This is a genomic window from Lacinutrix venerupis, from assembly GCF_001971745.1.
Lineage (GTDB): Bacteria > Bacteroidota > Bacteroidia > Flavobacteriales > Flavobacteriaceae > Lacinutrix > Lacinutrix venerupis.
Genome location: NZ_CP019352.1, coordinates 2,173,878 through 2,190,221, shown reverse-complemented (window position 1 = coordinate 2,190,221; position 16,344 = coordinate 2,173,878). Strand labels below are relative to the sequence as shown.

The following is a 16,344-nucleotide window of genomic DNA, read 5'->3' as shown; positions in this document are numbered from 1 at the left end:
ATAACTGCTTTGTGTAGTATAAGTGATTTTTACTTTAAAAATATAGCTAATTTTCAATATAAACTTGTCCGCGATGCGGTTTTAAAGCGTCTCTAACTGGTCTCATTTCATTTTCATTTACAACTAAATAAGCAATAGCATGAAAGCTATTAATAACCTCAAAACCAGTTATGTTTAAACTAAGTTTTTCAATTGCAATATATTCTTTTAAATGCTTTTCGTGGTGCTCGGCTATTTTTAAGCCATCTGGGCCTTTAAAATCCCATATTAATTTTAGTTTACGCATTTTTTACAGAAATGCCTTTTTCGGCAAAATTTTTAAAATCGTTTAAATATTTTATAGTTTGTTTTTTAAAAATGTTTGGAGATAACAACATCATAGAACGCATAAAAAAGTTTGTTGCTAAAAATTCATTTTTAATTATCCATTTTGTGTGTCCTTGTGCTGTACTTTCAAAGTAGTTTTGCTGTATGTTATGTACGCCTTTAGTATCGTAATGAAGATGTAATAGATGTGGTAAATTAGTTTCTGTAATTGTTTCTACAAGTTCCATTTTACGATTTCCTAAAGAGTAATTTAATTTTATTTTAGATCCAACTACACCGATATCTCCAGATAAATGTTCAAAACTTTCTAGTCCACGTTGCCAATGTTTAAAGTTATCATGGTTTTCAAGAATTGTTATAAACTGTTCTAAAGGAACTTTAATAATAATCTGCGAAGTATATTTCATTTTATGGTAAAAACTTTTTCAAATTTAAAATTATGCAAATTAAACAAGTTGTTAGTAAAGTATCGCTTAAATATTAATTTTAATAGTTAAAAGTAATTTTTTAAAGATTTGTTTTTAAACTAAATGTCTTTTCTTTCTGCAATAAATATTCTTTTTTTATCGTTAGGCATTGTGCTTGCATTATAGGCTAATATTGTTATTTTTGCAACACTTTGTCTATTTTTAAATAATTATGAAAATTAAACATCTATTTTATTTTTTATCCTTTATTCTTACCTCTCTATTTACGGTTCAAGCTCAAGAGGAAGAAGTGCTTTTTACAGTAGATAATACACCGGTTTTAGCATCAGAATTTGTTAGGGTTTATAATAAAAATCTCGATTTAGTTAAAGACGAATCTCAAAAAGATATAGATGGTTATTTAAAACTTTTTATTAATTACAAACGAAAATTACAAGAGGCAAAACAATTAGAGTTAGACCAGAAGCCTAGTTATCTTCGTGAATTCGAAAATTATAAAAAGCAATTAGCTAAAAACTTTTTAGCAGATAATAAAGTTACAGAAGCTTTAGTAGAAGAAGCGCATAAAAGACTTCAAACCGAAATAAATGCTAGCCATATATTAATTAAAATTGATGAAAATGCAAGTCCTCAAGATACGTTAGAGGTATATAATAAAATTTTAAATCTTCGAGACCGTGTAATTAATGAAGGTTATAAAAATATACAACAAGAAGTACATAATGGTAAAACAATTTTTGCAGAAGATTTAGGTTACTTTTCTGCATTTAAAATGGTTTATCCATTTGAAAACGCAGCATACAACACTAATGTTGGTGAAGTTTCAAAACCATTTAGAACGCGATTTGGATATCATATTGTAACTGTTTTAGATAAGCGTAAAGCTAGAGGCGAAGTTTCTGTTGCGCATATTATGATTAAAACAGATCAAGATAATACCCAAAATAGCGAAACAAAAATAAACGAAATAGCTAAACGTATTGAGCAAGGAGAGCCATTTGATGCTTTAGCAAAACAATTTTCAGAAGATAAAAGCACCGCTAGTAAAGGAGGTTTGCTTAAATCTTTTTCAAGTGGTGAAATTAGTTCTCCCATATTTGAAGATATTGCATTTTCGTTAAAAACAGTAGGAGAGGTTTCTAAGCCTTTTAAAAGCCAATTTGGATGGCATGTAATACAATTAAAAGCAAAAAAAGATATCGCTTCTTTAGAAGAAATGAAGCCGCAATTAGAATCTAGAATAAAAAGAGACTCTAGATCTAAAGTTATAAATGATTTTAGAGTAAAAACATTAAAAGAAAAATATACAATTACAGAAAACACTAATGATTTAAACTATTTTAAAAGTATTATAAACGATGGTTTTTTTGATAATGTATGGAGTTTGCCTTTAAATTTTGAAGCAGAAAAAATATTCTTAAAAATTCAAGATAAAAAATTAACTTATAAAGATTTTGGTCAGTTTTTATTAAAAAGCCAACGAAATTATAATAATAAATCTTCTAAAATATCTGTTATATTAGATAAGTTGTATGAAACTTTTTTAGAGAATGAATTACAAAAATATCAAGAAGAAAATTTAATAACAGAAAATATTGATTATGCACAAATTGTTGAAGAATACAGAGATGGTTTATTGCTTTTCGATTTAATGGAAACAAAAATTTGGAACGTATCTAAAACAGATACAGTTGCTTTAAAAGCATATTATAATGCGCATAAAAACAACTATTTTTATCCAGAACGTGTAAATGCTGTTGTTGCTTCTTCAGCAAAGAAAAATATTATTAAAAAAGTTTCAAAATTAATGAGTAATGGAGGCGATTTTGAAACAATTAAAAATTTGGTAAACACAAAAAATCAAATTAATGTAACTTTTTCTAGTGGAGAAATGGATAAAGCGCATCAAGCTCTACCTAAAAACTTTATATTTAAAGAAGGAATATCTAAAATATACAAGCATAACGAAACTTATGTTGTTGTTAATGTATTAAATATTTTACCTAAAAGTCCAAAAACTTTTGAAGAAGCTAAAGGTCGTGTAACAAGCGATTATCAAGTTTTTAAAGAAGAAAATTGGCTTAAGGAATTAGCGGCAAAATATACCGTAGAAATTAACGAGGAAGTTTTAAATAAAGTAAAGCAGGTTTTAAAGAAATAGTATGTTTAAAAAAATTATTTTTTGTCTATTTATTAGTGTTATTAGTGTTTCTTGCGAATATTTTAAGCAGCCAGAAACTCAAGACGCTATAGCAAGAGTTAATGAAACATACTTATATAAGGACGATATAAAAAAAATACTTCCAGAAAATTATACCAAACAAGATAGTACTGTATTAGTTAATAATTACATTAATAACTGGGCAACAGAACAACTATTAGTAAAAGGAGCGACTTTAAATTTAGATGAAAATACGCAAGAGGAATTTAACCAGTTAGTAAAACAATATCAAAACGATTTATATAGTAAGGCCTATTTAGAAGCTCTTGTTTATAAAAACCTTGATACAACGGTTTCTGTAGAAGAAGCAACCAAGTATTACAATGAAAATAAACAAGCTTTTAAACTAAATGAAGACCTTATAAAATTTAGATACATTAATATTGATGAAAATAGACTCGATTTTGATGAGGTAAAACAAAAATTTAAACGTTTTAATAATAAGGATAAACGTGAGTTAGACTCTATAGCTATACAATTTAAATCCTATTCCTTAAACGATTCTGTATGGATAAGACTAGATCAAGTTATTACTAAAATACCAACAGTAAATACAGATAATAAAAATGAACTGTTAAAAAAATCTAATTTTATACAAAGCAAAGATTCATTAGGGCTATATTTGATGCAAATTAATGATGTTCTACTTAGAAACGCCGAAGCACCACTAGAATACGTGCAACCAACTATTAAACAAATAGTAATAAACAAGCGTAAATTAGAGCTAGTGAGACAATTAGAAAAGGATATTACAAAAGATGCAATTAAAAATAAACAATTTGAAATTTACAATTAATTTGAAACACATAATAGCAGTTTGCTTAACACTTTTTGTAGCTAATGGAATTTTAGCACAAGAAATTATTGATGAAACACCTGTAGTAGAAAAAAAGGTAGATACTATAAAGCCAACAACAAATATTAAAGTAGATGGTGTTTCTGCAGTAGTTGGAGAATACATTATTTTAGAATCAGATATAGATAAAACTTTTTTACAATTAAAAGCACAAGGTGGAGATCCATCTGCAATTAGTAGATGTCAATTATTTGGAAAGCTTTTAGAAGATAAATTATACGCACACCATGCAATACAAGATAGTATTGTAATTAATGATGCCGAAATTCGTTCTTATGTTGGACAACAATTAGAGCAAATCAAGCAACAAGTTGGTGGAGATATGCAAAAGGTTCTTGATTTTTATAAAAAAGCAGACGAGCAAAGTTTAAGAGACGAAATGTTTGAAATAAACAAAGCGCAGAAGTTAGGATCAGAAATGCAGCGTAAAATTATAGACGAGATAGAAGTTACTCCAGAAGAAGTTCGTCAGTTTTTTAATAAAATTCCTAAAGAAGAACGTCCAACATTTGGAACAGAGTTAAAAGTAGCACAAATAGTTATAGAGCCTAAACCTACACAGTTAGAAATAGATAATGTAATAGCTAAGCTAAAAGCAATAAAAAAAGACGTAGAAGAAAATGGTGCAAACTTTAGATCCAAAGCACTCTTTAATTCAGACGATCCAGGATCTAAAAAAAATGGAGGAGCATTACCTCCAATGAATAGAGCTAGACCTAGAATGGTAAAAGAATTTAGAGAAGTTGCTTTCTCTTTACAAGAAGGTGAAATTTCAGAACCTTTTAAAACACAATATGGTTATCATATTATATTACTTGAAAAAATTAGAGGACAAGAATATGATGTAAGACATATATTAATGATTCCAGAAGTAGCAGAAACTGCAATTCAAGAAGCTAAAGATAAAATAGAAGAAACTAAAAAGAATATTGAAGAAGGCACAATAACATTTGCAGACGCAGCAAGAGAAGTTAGTGATGAAGTTGAAACAAAATATCAAGGAGGTCAATTAATTAATCCAGCAACTCAAGACTATAATTTTGAATTAACTAAAATGGATACAGAAATCTATGTTAAAATTCAAGATTTGCCAAATAATGAAGTTTCAGAAGTTCTTGTAGATAGAGACGAAATAGGAAACGTTCAATTTAAAATTCTTACCGTAACAGATAGAATAGATGAGCATGAAGCAAATTATGCTAGAGATTATCTTAAAATTAAAGAACTAGCACTTAACGAAAAACGTTTAAATGCTATAGCGAAATGGCAAGAAGAGAAAATCCAAGACACTTATATTAAAATAAGCGGACAATATAGAGACTGTGATTTCACAAATAATTGGCTTAAAAAATAATACAGAATAATTAAAAATGTCAGACGTAGCAGCTATCAACCAATTAGTAGTTAAGTACAAATCATTAAGACAAGAAATTGCGAAAGTAATTGTAGGTCAAGACGATGTTGTAAATCAAATATTAATTTCTATTTTTTCTGGAGGTCACGCCTTATTAATAGGTGTTCCTGGTTTGGCAAAAACGTTAATGGTTAATACTATAGCTCAAACATTAGGGTTAGATTTTAAACGTATTCAATTTACACCAGATTTAATGCCTAGTGATATTCTTGGAAGTGAAATTCTTGACGAAAGTCGAAATTTTAAGTTTATAAAAGGACCTATTTTTTCTAATATTATTTTGGCTGATGAAATAAACCGTACACCTCCAAAAACTCAAGCAGCTTTACTAGAAGCTATGCAGGAAAGAGCGGTAACCGTTGCAGGACATCATTATAAATTAGATTTACCATATTTTGTATTAGCTACCCAAAACCCAATTGAGCAAGAAGGTACATATCCTTTACCAGAAGCACAATTAGACCGTTTTATGTTTGCTATAAATCTTGATTATCCAACTTTTAGTGAGGAAGTACAGGTGGTAAAAGCAACCACTAGCGATGTAAAATCAAAAGTAAACACTTTATTTTCTGCAAAGGAAATTATAGATTTTCAACAACTTATTCGCAAAATTCCGGTAGCAGATAATGTTATAGAATATGCTGTGAAAATGGTTGCTAAAACACGACCTAATAAAGATACTGCTGCAGACTTGGTTAAGCAATATATTGATTGGGGAGCAGGACCAAGAGCTTCACAAAACTTAATATTAGCAGCAAAAACACACGCAGCAATTAATGGTAAATTTTCGCCAGATATAGAAAATGTTCAAGCTGTAGCAATTAGTATTTTACGTCACAGAATTATTAAAAATTATAAAGCAGAAGCTGAAGGCGTAACTGAAGAACAAATTATAAGAAGTCTTTTTTAAATCTAAACTAAAGGGTTTGTTTTAGTGTTAAATTTCAATTTGCATATTATCAGTTACCTATACTACTCATGTTTCTCTTAAGGTTAAGCTTTGTTACATTGGTAATATATTCTAAAAAATTTCATACAGGCAACAAAAACAGAATTTAGAATAACTATAATTAATAGTTTTTTTAAATGTCTTTTAAAGAAATAGCTAATAGCTATTCTCTAATAATAAAATATTATTTTGTTAATAGTATTTCTGTAAATAAAGCAATTAGGTTTTTTTTTACCAATTTGATATTTTTTAAACATTCAAATTATCATTTTAATAAAAAAATAAGCTACTGTAGTGTTTGTTTTGAATTATTCGCAAACATTTTTAGATTGTGTTACAAATTTTTTAATTCTTCAATATTTTGTATTTTTGGGCACCAATTTTTAATAGACTTTAGAGTGTTTTTTAACCTTAAAAAATATTTAAAGTTTAAAAGATTACAAACCAAACTAACCCAGCTTTTTAAGCTGTATAAAACAGAATTAATTCTATTATATGAATATTTATAACGATTATCTTAAGCAAATCGAAACTCGAAAAGAGCAAGGTCTTCATCCACAACCAATCGATAGTGATAAATTACTTAGCCAAATCATTGAGCAAATTAAAGATTTAGATAACGAACATAGAGAAGAATCTCTTAACTTTTTTATCTATAATGTTTTACCTGGTACTACAAGTGCAGCTACAGTAAAAGCAAAATTTTTAAAAGAAATTATTTTAGGAGAAGAAATAGTTAAAGAAATCACTCCAGAGTTTGCATTAGAGCAATTATCACACATGAAAGGTGGGCCTTCAGTTGAAGTATTATTAGATTTAGCTTTAGGAGATAATGAAGAGATAGCTAAAGATGCTGCTAAGGTTTTAAAAACACAAGTATTCTTATACGAGGCAGATACAGATCGTTTAGAAGAAGCTTACAATAACGGTAGCGCTATCGCTAAAGATATTATTGAGAGTTATGCACAAGCAGAATTCTTTACAAAATTACCAGATGTAGAAGAAAAAATAGAGGTTGTAACCTACATCGCTGGAGTAGGAGATATTTCAACAGATTTATTATCACCAGGTGGAGATGCACATTCACGTTCAGATAGAGAATTGCATGGTCAATGTATGTTTGAACATAACAAAGACATGCAAAACGAATTATTAGCATTAAAAGAGCAACACCCAGATAAGCGCGTTATGCTAATTGCAGAAAAAGGAACAATGGGAGTTGGGTCATCTAGAATGTCTGGTGTTAACAACGTAGCATTATGGACAGGTATTCCTTCTAGTCCGTACGTGCCCTTTATTAATATAGCACCAGTAATTGCAGGAACTAATGGTATTGCTCCAATTTTCTTAACAACGGTTGGTGTAACAGGAGGTATAGGTTTAGACCTTAAAAACTGGGTATCTAAAAAAGATGAAAACGGAAATACTATTGTAGATGAAGATGGAGAACCAGTATTAGAACAAATGTACTCTGTAGAAACAGGAACTGTTTTAACAATAAATACAAAAGAGAAAAAATTATACCACGGTAATGTTGAATTAAAAGACATTTCTGCAGCATTTACTCCTCAAAAAATGGAGTTTATGAAAGCAGGTGGATCTTACGCTGTAGTTTTTGGAAAAAAACTACAAACCTTTGCATGTAAAGTATTAGGTATAGATGTACCGCAAGTTTACGCGCCATCAAAAGAGGTTTCAATAGAAGGACAAGGTTTAACAGCAGTAGAAAAAATATTTAATAAAAATGCTGTTGGTACTTCAGGAGCTACATTACACGCAGGATCGTATGTTCGTGCAGAAGTAAATATTGTAGGTTCTCAAGATACTACAGGTTTAATGACATCGCAAGAATTAGAGATGATGGCTGCAACAGTTATTTCTCCAATTGTAGATGGTGCTTACCAATCTGGTTGTCATACCGCATCAGTATGGGATGATAAATCAAAAGCTAACATTCCAAGATTAATGAAGTTCATGAACGACTTTGGGTTAATTACTGGTCGTGATCCTAAAGGAGTTTATTTTCCAATGACAGATGTTATTCATAAAGTACTTAATGATATTACTGTTGGAGATTGGGATATTATTATTGGTGGAGATTCACACACACGTATGTCTAAAGGTGTCGCCTTTGGAGCAGATTCTGGAACAGTTGCTTTAGCATTAGCAACAGGAGAAGCATCTATGCCAATTCCAGAATCGGTTAAAGTAACCTTCAAAGGACAAATGAAATCTTATATGGATTTTCGTGATGTTGTGCATGCAACGCAACAACAAATGTTAAAACAATTTGGTGGAGAAAATGTTTTTCAAGGTCGCGTTATTGAGGTGCATATAGGAACATTAACTTCAGATGAAGCCTTTACATTTACAGATTGGACAGCAGAAATGAAAGCAAAAGCTTCAATCTGTATTTCAGAAGATGATACATTAATTGAATCTTTAGAAATTGCAAAAGGACGTATCCAAATCATGATTGAGAAAGGTATGGATAACGAAAAACAAGTACTTCAAGGGCTTGTTAATAAAGCAGAAACAAGAATTACAGAACTTAAAACAGGTATAAAACCTGCATTAAGGCCAGATGCAGACGCTAAATATTATGCAGAAGTTATTATTGATTTAGATGAAATTGCTGAACCAATGATTGCAGATCCAGATGTAAATAATGAAGATGTTTCTAAGCGTTATACGCACGATAATATTCGTCCATTGTCTTACTATGGTGGAACCAAAAAAGTAGATTTAGGTTTCGTGGGATCTTGTATGGTTCACAAAGGTGATATGAAAATATTAGCGCAAATGTTGAAAAATGTTGAAGCGCAACAAGGTAAAGTGGAATTTAAAGCACCTCTAGTAGTAGCACCACCAACCTATAATATTGTAGATGAATTAAAAGAAGAAGGTGATTGGGAAGTATTACAAAGATATTCAGGATTCGAATTTGACGATAGCGCACCTAAAGGTTTAGCACGTACTAAGTACGAAAATATGCTATATTTAGAGCGTCCTGGTTGTAACCTTTGTATGGGTAACCAAGAAAAAGCAGAACCTGGTGATACTGTAATGGCAACATCAACTCGTTTATTTCAAGGTAGAGTTGTAAAAGATACTGGAGATAAAAAAGGAGAGTCATTATTATCATCTACTCCTGTAGTTGTGCTTTCAACTATTTTAGGAAGAACTCCAACGATGGCAGAATATGAGGCTGCTGTAGAAGGTATTGTTTTAACAAAATTTAAACCTTCAACAAAACAATTAGTTAGGTAATATATTTCTATATATTTAAAAGCCTGAATTATGCAATTCAGGCTTTTTTTTGTTTTAAATTTAACATATAAAAAAACTATTTTAGAATCAATCTATAATATCATTCAGATTTTTAAACTCAATCTGTATTTTGTATATTACAACAATAAAACTTAAACAAAAAAAAATAATATGGCATTCGATATCGATATGATTAAGAAGGTTTACAGTCAAATGGCAGAACGTGTTGATGCAGCTCGTGAAGTCGTTGGTAAGCCATTAACACTTTCAGAGAAAATTTTATACAATCACCTTTGGGATGGTAAAGCAACTAAAGCTTTTACCAGAGGTAAAGATTATGTGGATTTTGCTCCAGATCGTATTGCTTGTCAAGATGCTACAGCACAAATGGCATTATTGCAATTTATGCAAGCTGGTAAAGATAAAGTGGCAGTACCAACAACTGTACACTGCGATCACTTAATTCAAGCAAAAGAAGGAGCAGCAACAGATTTAAAACACGCTAACGATGTAAGTAGCGAAGTATTTAATTTTTTAGAATCTGTTTCAAATAAATACGGTATAGGTTTCTGGAAACCAGGAGCAGGAATCATTCACCAAGTTGTTTTAGAAAATTATGCTTTTCCAGGAGGAATGATGATAGGTACAGATTCTCACACAGTAAACGCTGGTGGATTAGGAATGGTTGCTATTGGTGTTGGTGGAGCAGATGCAGTAGATGTTATGGCTGGTATGGCTTGGGAACTTAAATTTCCTAAACTTATTGGTGTAAAATTAACAGGAGAACTTTCTGGATGGACGGCGCCTAAAGATGTAATTTTAAAAGTAGCCGAAATTCTTACCGTAAAAGGTGGAACTGGAGCTATTGTAGAATATTTTGGGCCTGGAGCAACAGCAATGTCTTGTACAGGTAAAGGTACAATTTGTAACATGGGTGCAGAAATTGGAGCAACAACTTCAACTTTCGGGTACGATGAGTCTATGGAGCGTTATTTACGTGCTACAGATAGAGAAGATGTTGCAGATGCTGCAAATAAAGTAAAAGAATATTTAACTGCAGATGCAGAGGTTTATGCTAATCCAGAACAATATTTCGATCAAGTTATAGAAATAAACTTATCTGAGTTAAATCCATTATTAAATGGACCTTTCACTCCAGATTTATCTACCTCTGTAGGTAACGATATGACTGAAAAAGCTAAAGCTAACGATTGGCCAATTCAAGTAGAATGGGGATTAATAGGTTCTTGTACAAACTCATCTTACGAAGATTTATCTCGTGCTTCTTCAATTGCGCAGCAAGCATTAGATAAAGGTTTAAAAATGAAAGCAGAATTAGGTATTAATCCAGGTTCTGAAAAAGTAAGATATACTGCAGATCGTGACGGTATTTTAGGCATATTTGAAAAACTAGATGCTAAAATATTTACTAACGCTTGTGGACCATGTATTGGTCAGTGGGCTAGATATAGCGATCCTAAAAATGCACCAAAAAATAGTATTGTGCATTCTTTTAATAGAAACTTCGCAAAACGAGCAGATGGAAACCCAAATACTCACGCGTTTGTAGCCTCTCCAGAATTAACAGCAGCTATTGCAATTGCTGGTCGTCTAGATTTTAATCCAATGACAGATAAGTTAATTAACGAAGATGGCCAAGAAGTAATGTTCGATGAACCTAGAGGTTGGGAGCTACCACCAAAAGGTTTTGAAGTTAAAGATAATGGATATTTAGCTCCAGTAGAAGATGGAAGTGGAGTAGAAGTTGTAGTTAGTCCAACATCAGAACGATTACAATTATTAACACCTTTTGAGCCAATTGGAAATGAAATTAAAGGTGCTAAACTTTTAATTAAAGCATTTGGTAAATGTACAACAGATCATATTTCTATGGCTGGACCTTGGTTACGTTTCCGTGGGCATTTAGATAATATTTCTAACAACTGTTTAATTGGAGCTGTTAATGCTTTTGGTAAGAAAACTAACTTTGTTAAAAACCAATTGACAGGAGAATTTGCAGGTGTACCAGACACAGCAAGAGCTTACAAAGCAGCAGGAATTAAATCGGTTGTAGTAGGTGATCATAACTATGGTGAAGGTTCTTCAAGAGAACATGCAGCTATGGAGCCAAGGCATTTAGGTGTGGCAGCTGTAATAGTAAAATCTTTTGCACGTATACATGAAACAAACCTTAAAAAGCAAGGAATGTTAGGTTTAACATTCGCTAATGAAAACGATTACGATTTAATTCAAGAAGACGATACATTTAACTTTGTTGATATTGCCTCTTTCTCTCCAGATAAGCAATTAACTTTAGAAGTGGTTCATGCAGATGGAAGTAAAGATACAATTATGTTAAATCATACATATAACCAAGCGCAAATAGATTGGTATAATGAAGGTTCTGCATTAAACTTAATTAAAAAGCAAAACGCTTAATAGTTAATTTTTTATAAAAAGAAAACGCTTAGAAATTTAATTCTAAGCGTTTTTCTTTTTTTATATTATAGTTGTTATCGTACTTGATGTATTGTAAAATAAGAATTAGCAGAGTCTCCAAGTAAACTGAGGTTTATTAAATCGCTATTAATTTTAAAAGTAATTACATCACCAACATTTAAACTTAATAAAGTATTTGCAGTTCTAACAGGAGGAGTAACATTAATTCCTAAAACGCCAATATTAGCAAAACTATTTGTAGCTTCTAAAACATTATTTTTATAAATAGAAATGCCAAAATTAGTAGCAATTGCAATAGCTGAATTTGCTTTTATTTGCGCATGTATATTGTAGATACCAGCTTGTTTTGCTGTAAATTGATGGGTTGTAGTATCAAATTCATCATTTAAATCAAAATCTTCATCATCAAAAGGAATTAATGCTTCGTTAGAAACTAAGCTAAGGTTTACTAAAGCAGTAGAGGAAAATTTTGCTTTAACCGCAGTTTTTATAACACTATTTATTACCTGTTGCGATTCAACTCTTTTTATAATTCCGTCATTCGAAATTACTAAAATTGAATCTTTAATTACAGATTCTATAGTTTCATGGGTAATAGTTCTAATTCTTAAATCTCCATTAACATCCAAACTCGCAGTTGGGTTAGTAGTTCCTATTCCTACTTGAGAAAAAGCAGAAAAACTAATTAGAGAAATTAATAAAATTTTTAAGTTCATAGCATTATTTTTTTTTATTAAACAAAACCATCAACAAATTGGTATATAGCGTTGTAAATTTATTTTAAATTTTAAATTTATCTACGAAAAGATTGTTTTATTCGATGAAATGCAATAAAATTTAAGATTTACGTCTTTTTTGTAAGAAATTATTACAAATTATAGGATGTAAGGTTGTCTTTTTTTTTTCGACTTTAATTAAATACTTATATAAGATGAATACAATTTGGTTTTTTGAAGATTCCAATCTTTTTAAAGTTTTATGTCCTCATAAATTTAAAGCTTATAAGAAGAATCACGATTTTGATGGTTATAAAAAAAAGGACTACATCTATTTTGCCCAAGACTCAGCAAATAAAGTTTATTTAATAGAAAAAGGTAAAGTGAAAATTGGATATTATAACGAGGAAGGAGATGAAATTGTAAAGGCAATTTTATCTAAAGGTCAACTTTTTGGCGAAAAAGCAATATTAGGAGAATCTGTACGCGACGAATTTGCTCAATCTATAGATAACTCAACTTCTATATGTCCAATAGGAGTAAATACTATGTACGAGCTTATGAGAGATAATCAAACTTTTAGCTTTAAAGTCTATAAGTTTATTGGGTATAAACTTAGAAAGCTCGAAAGACGACTCCAACTATTAATGTTTAAGGATACTAAAACGAGGTTACTAGAGTTTTTAAACGAACTTTGCGAAGAATATGGTTATAACTGTCCAGAAACAGGCCATAATATTATAACTCATCCATACACACAAAAAGATATAGCTTCTTTAATAGGTACTTCTAGGCCAACATTAAACATATTATTAAATGAGTTAAAAGAAGAAAATATTATAGATTTTAATAGAAAAGAAATAAAAATTTATAATAAACTCGTTTAGTGTTAGCTAGCTAACATTTAATTATAAGTTCTTGTTTTAATTTTACCTGTATAAATAAATACAAACAAAAAAACAAAAACTATGATTAAAAAAACGATTTTAGGAGTTTTGGCATTAGGAATATTTGCCACCTCTTGTAGTAACGATGATGATGCAACTGTTATTGTACCAGAAACTTCACCTTTAACTTTAAATCTAAACGGTTTAGAAGCATTAGGAAATGATTTTGTTTACGAAGGTTGGATAATAGTAGATGGGAATCCTGTATCAACAGGAACATTTAGTTCTGTAAATTTTCCGCAAACATTTCAAGTTAACACATTACAATTAAATGCAGCTACAACTTTTGTGCTTTCTGTAGAACCTGCTATTGATCCAGATCCAGCACCAGCAGCAACAAAAATATTAGCAGGAGATTTTTCGGGAGCATCTGCAGTAGTTAATTCTAATTTAGTAGCAGATTTTTCTCAAGTTGAAGGTGCTTTTATATTAGCAACACCAACAGATATGGATGATACAAACGAGTCAAGTGGTGTTTGGTTTTTAGACAATTCATCTGGAGCAGCAACAACAGGTTTAATTTTACCAGAACTATCTGAAGGTTGGAAATACGAAGGATGGGCTGTAATTGATGGAACACCAATAAGTACAGGTACATTTACAGATGCATCTATGGCAGACGATAATGCAGCAACATCTCCATTTAAAGGAGATTCTGGAAATGGACCAGGTTATCCAGGAGAAGATTACTTGCAAAATGCACCAGCAGGTTTAACATTTCCTACAGATTTAAAAGGACAAACTATTGTGGTATCTGTCGAACCTAGTCCAGATAATGATCCAGCACCATTTACTTTAAAACCATTAGCTCACATGATACCAAGTGATGCAATGGAACACTCTACAATAACTATGGGTGATGGTCCAGTAACAATATTAGAAGGGTCTGTAACAAGATAAGTATAAATAAAACTACAGAATACTATTTATAGTCTTTGTAAATTCAGTTTATTAGACATTATAGTATAGTTTGTTTTTATTAGATTTGAAGCGTTAATCGAGTGGTTAACGCTTCATTATTTAAATATAATTATGATAAAAAGAAACATTTCAATAAAAAATATCTTTTTCTTAATATTAATTGCATTATTAATTATTCCACAAACAAGACAGCAAATTCAAATTGCTTTACATACAATGATTGCTAAAATTAATCCAAGCCTTGAAAAAGAAGATGCAGTAGCAAAAATAAGTAGCTATAATTGGAAATTGAAAGATTTAGAAGGCAATAGTGTAGATTTAAACCAAGTAAAAGGTAAAGTGGTATTTGTAAATATGTGGGCAACTTGGTGTCCTCCGTGTATTGCCGAAATGCCTTCGATTCAAAAATTGTATAATGATTATAAAGATAAAATTGAATTTGTTTTAGTTTCAAATGAAAAACAAGCAACTATTAAATCATTTTTAGAAAAGAAAAATTATAATTTTAATACGTTTATACCACAAACTCAAATTCCTCAAACGTTTAATGTAAAAAGTATACCAAGAACATTTCTTATAGATAAAGAGGGAAATATTATTATAGACGAGTCTGGCGCTGCTAATTGGAATAGCCAAATGGTAAGAAATACCATAGATAAGCTATTAAAGGATTAAATAATTAAAGTGTTTTAAAAAAAGCCTTTATAAAAGCAAAAGAGAATAAGGATTTCATAATTTTAAATTCTTCTAAAAACGAAGAGTCTTCATCTAAAAAACGAAACATACTTTCTATGGAGTTTTTAGTGTAAAATTGCTCGAAAATCCATTCGCCTTTATGGTTTTCATCTTTTAAAACCTTCAAGAATACTTTGTCGTAAAACTTAAATTTCTTTTTAAATAAGTTATCTGAAGGATTTTTATTGGCTTTTAAATTCTTGATAATTGTAGAAACTTTTTTTTCTGTATTTTTAAAAGAATAACCGGTAGATCCTTTTACCCAACCTCCAGCAGTACCAATTTTTGTTATATTTTTAGTTGAATAATTTTCGAAAGGAAAATTCGTCATAGGAATTTTACCGCTTTCAATTTCAACTATATTATAATTTTCAATTTTTAAAACACTTTTAATATATTCTTTTATGTATTTATCGTAAGTTTCTTCTTCTACAATATTAGGAGTGAAATAAGTAAATTCTACAAGAGCTTCGGTTTTAGAAAAAGGTAGTACATAGGTAAATGTTGTTTGCTCACCATCTTTTAGTCTATAATCCATCATTGTAAATTGTTCAGGATTAAATTCGGGTGTTTCGGTTTTAATTGTCCAGCCCTTAAAATGCTGAATAACTTTAGTGTAATTATTTTCTTCTGAAAAATAGTCTTTAGGAATTCTACTATCAAAAACATGATGAGCAGAGTAGGTGTTGGTTATCGTTGTTACAGTAGGTTTGGTAGAATTTTCAACTTTTATAACTTCGTCTATAATAAAATGAATATTAGGTTTTTTAGAAAGGACGCGTTTAGCTTCGGTATAAAAATCTAAAGCTTGTATGGTTTTGTAGGTATAAGGATTAAGGTTTAAGGTAATTTGTTTTCTTGAAGAATAGAACAAAGCTTCCTGCCAAGATTTTTCAACAATATTATCCCATTTTCCTTTTCCTTTTTCCCAAAAACTCCAAGTTTTGTCGTTTTTGTTTTTGATAGATTTGTCTATTAAAGCTATTTGTTTGTTTTTAAAAAAAGGTTGTTCAGCAAAACTTAAGGCTAATTGTAAACCAGCAAGGCCATTGCCAACAATAATATAATCGAAAAACTCGCTATTATTCATTTAATAGAGC

General features: G+C 30.3%; 13 protein-coding genes. 9 read left to right on the top strand and 4 right to left on the bottom strand.

From position 1 onward, the window contains the following. Positions 1 to 46 precede the first annotated feature (46 nt). Both BWR22_RS09910 and BWR22_RS09905 read right to left on the bottom strand, forming a co-directional pair. Positions 47 to 286: a hypothetical protein gene (locus BWR22_RS09910; RefSeq protein ID WP_076733517.1), complete on the bottom strand. Its 240-nt coding sequence runs from the start codon at positions 284 to 286 to the stop codon at positions 47 to 49. Next, positions 279 to 734: an SRPBCC family protein gene (locus tag BWR22_RS09905; RefSeq protein WP_076733516.1), complete on the bottom strand. Its 456-nt coding sequence runs from the start codon at positions 732 to 734 to the stop codon at positions 279 to 281. The genes BWR22_RS09910 and BWR22_RS09905 overlap by 8 nt, the downstream gene beginning before the upstream one ends. A 232-nt stretch (positions 735 to 966) precedes the next feature. Here BWR22_RS09905 and BWR22_RS09900 point away from each other — a divergent pair, with 232 nt between their 5' ends. From BWR22_RS09900 to BWR22_RS09870, 6 genes are all read left to right on the top strand, one after another. After that, entirely contained in the window at positions 967 to 2,916 is a 1,950-nt protein-coding gene (locus BWR22_RS09900; RefSeq protein ID WP_076733515.1) for a peptidylprolyl isomerase, read from the top strand. Between the two features lies 1 nt (position 2,917). After that, entirely contained in the window at positions 2,918 to 3,772 is an 855-nt protein-coding gene (locus tag BWR22_RS09895; protein ID WP_076733514.1) for a peptidylprolyl isomerase, read from the top strand. Further along, the gene (locus BWR22_RS09890) at positions 3,735 to 5,186 is read left to right on the top strand and encodes a peptidylprolyl isomerase (RefSeq protein WP_076733513.1); all 1,452 of its coding nucleotides are present in this window, start codon (positions 3,735 to 3,737) and stop codon (positions 5,184 to 5,186) included. The genes BWR22_RS09895 and BWR22_RS09890 overlap by 38 nt, the downstream gene beginning before the upstream one ends. Positions 5,187 to 5,202: 16 nt before the next feature. Further along, the gene (locus BWR22_RS09885; protein ID WP_076733512.1) at positions 5,203 to 6,156 is read left to right on the top strand and encodes an AAA family ATPase; all 954 of its coding nucleotides are present in this window, start codon (positions 5,203 to 5,205) and stop codon (positions 6,154 to 6,156) included. 534 nt (positions 6,157 to 6,690) lie between these two features. Then, positions 6,691 to 9,465, top strand: a complete 2,775-nt coding sequence (locus BWR22_RS09875) for a bifunctional aconitate hydratase 2/2-methylisocitrate dehydratase (RefSeq protein ID WP_076733510.1) — start codon at positions 6,691 to 6,693, stop codon at positions 9,463 to 9,465. A gap of 171 nt (positions 9,466 to 9,636) precedes the next feature. After that, a complete protein-coding gene (locus BWR22_RS09870; protein WP_076733509.1) occupies positions 9,637 to 11,904 on the top strand; it encodes an aconitate hydratase in 2,268 nt (755 codons plus the stop codon). 74 nt (positions 11,905 to 11,978) lie between these two features. Here the strand turns inward: BWR22_RS09870 and BWR22_RS09865 are convergent, their stop codons facing one another. After that, positions 11,979 to 12,641 carry a C1q-like domain-containing protein gene (locus tag BWR22_RS09865; RefSeq protein WP_076733508.1) on the bottom strand — a complete coding sequence of 221 codons (663 nt, stop codon included), beginning with the start codon at positions 12,639 to 12,641 and terminating at the stop codon, positions 11,979 to 11,981. Positions 12,642 to 12,856: 215 nt separating this feature from the next. Between BWR22_RS09865 and BWR22_RS09860 the strand changes: the two genes are divergently transcribed. From BWR22_RS09860 to BWR22_RS09850, 3 genes are all read left to right on the top strand, one after another. Next, positions 12,857 to 13,528, top strand: a complete 672-nt coding sequence (locus BWR22_RS09860; protein WP_076733507.1) for a Crp/Fnr family transcriptional regulator — start codon at positions 12,857 to 12,859, stop codon at positions 13,526 to 13,528. Between the two features lie 81 nt (positions 13,529 to 13,609). Continuing rightward, positions 13,610 to 14,488, top strand: coding sequence for an anti-sigma factor (locus tag BWR22_RS09855; RefSeq protein ID WP_076733506.1), 879 nt, complete (start codon positions 13,610 to 13,612; stop codon positions 14,486 to 14,488). 132 nt (positions 14,489 to 14,620) lie between these two features. After that, on the top strand, positions 14,621 to 15,184 hold the full coding sequence (locus BWR22_RS09850; protein WP_076733505.1) for a TlpA family protein disulfide reductase: 564 nt from the start codon (positions 14,621 to 14,623) through the stop codon (positions 15,182 to 15,184). A 4-nt stretch (positions 15,185 to 15,188) separates the two neighbouring features. Here the strand turns inward: BWR22_RS09850 and BWR22_RS09845 are convergent, their stop codons facing one another. Further along, positions 15,189 to 16,334 carry a lycopene cyclase family protein gene (locus BWR22_RS09845; RefSeq protein ID WP_076733504.1) on the bottom strand — a complete coding sequence of 382 codons (1,146 nt, stop codon included), beginning with the start codon at positions 16,332 to 16,334 and terminating at the stop codon, positions 15,189 to 15,191. Positions 16,335 to 16,344: the final 10 nt, after the last annotated feature.

Coding starts and splice junctions, on each gene's coding strand:
- BWR22_RS09910 (WP_076733517.1), bottom strand. CDS start 286: ATGCGTAAACTAAAATTAATATGGGATTTTAAAGGCCCAGATGGCTTA.
- BWR22_RS09905 (WP_076733516.1), bottom strand. CDS start 734: ATGAAATATACTTCGCAGATTATTATTAAAGTTCCTTTAGAACAGTTT.
- BWR22_RS09900 (WP_076733515.1), top strand. CDS start 967: ATGAAAATTAAACATCTATTTTATTTTTTATCCTTTATTCTTACCTCT.
- BWR22_RS09895 (WP_076733514.1), top strand. CDS start 2,918: ATGTTTAAAAAAATTATTTTTTGTCTATTTATTAGTGTTATTAGTGTT.
- BWR22_RS09890 (WP_076733513.1), top strand. CDS start 3,735: ATGCAATTAAAAATAAACAATTTGAAATTTACAATTAATTTGAAACAC.
- BWR22_RS09885 (WP_076733512.1), top strand. CDS start 5,203: ATGTCAGACGTAGCAGCTATCAACCAATTAGTAGTTAAGTACAAATCA.
- BWR22_RS09875 (WP_076733510.1), top strand. CDS start 6,691: ATGAATATTTATAACGATTATCTTAAGCAAATCGAAACTCGAAAAGAG.
- BWR22_RS09870 (WP_076733509.1), top strand. CDS start 9,637: ATGGCATTCGATATCGATATGATTAAGAAGGTTTACAGTCAAATGGCA.
- BWR22_RS09865 (WP_076733508.1), bottom strand. CDS start 12,641: ATGAACTTAAAAATTTTATTAATTTCTCTAATTAGTTTTTCTGCTTTT.
- BWR22_RS09860 (WP_076733507.1), top strand. CDS start 12,857: ATGAATACAATTTGGTTTTTTGAAGATTCCAATCTTTTTAAAGTTTTA.
- BWR22_RS09855 (WP_076733506.1), top strand. CDS start 13,610: ATGATTAAAAAAACGATTTTAGGAGTTTTGGCATTAGGAATATTTGCC.
- BWR22_RS09850 (WP_076733505.1), top strand. CDS start 14,621: ATGATAAAAAGAAACATTTCAATAAAAAATATCTTTTTCTTAATATTA.
- BWR22_RS09845 (WP_076733504.1), bottom strand. CDS start 16,334: ATGAATAATAGCGAGTTTTTCGATTATATTATTGTTGGCAATGGCCTT.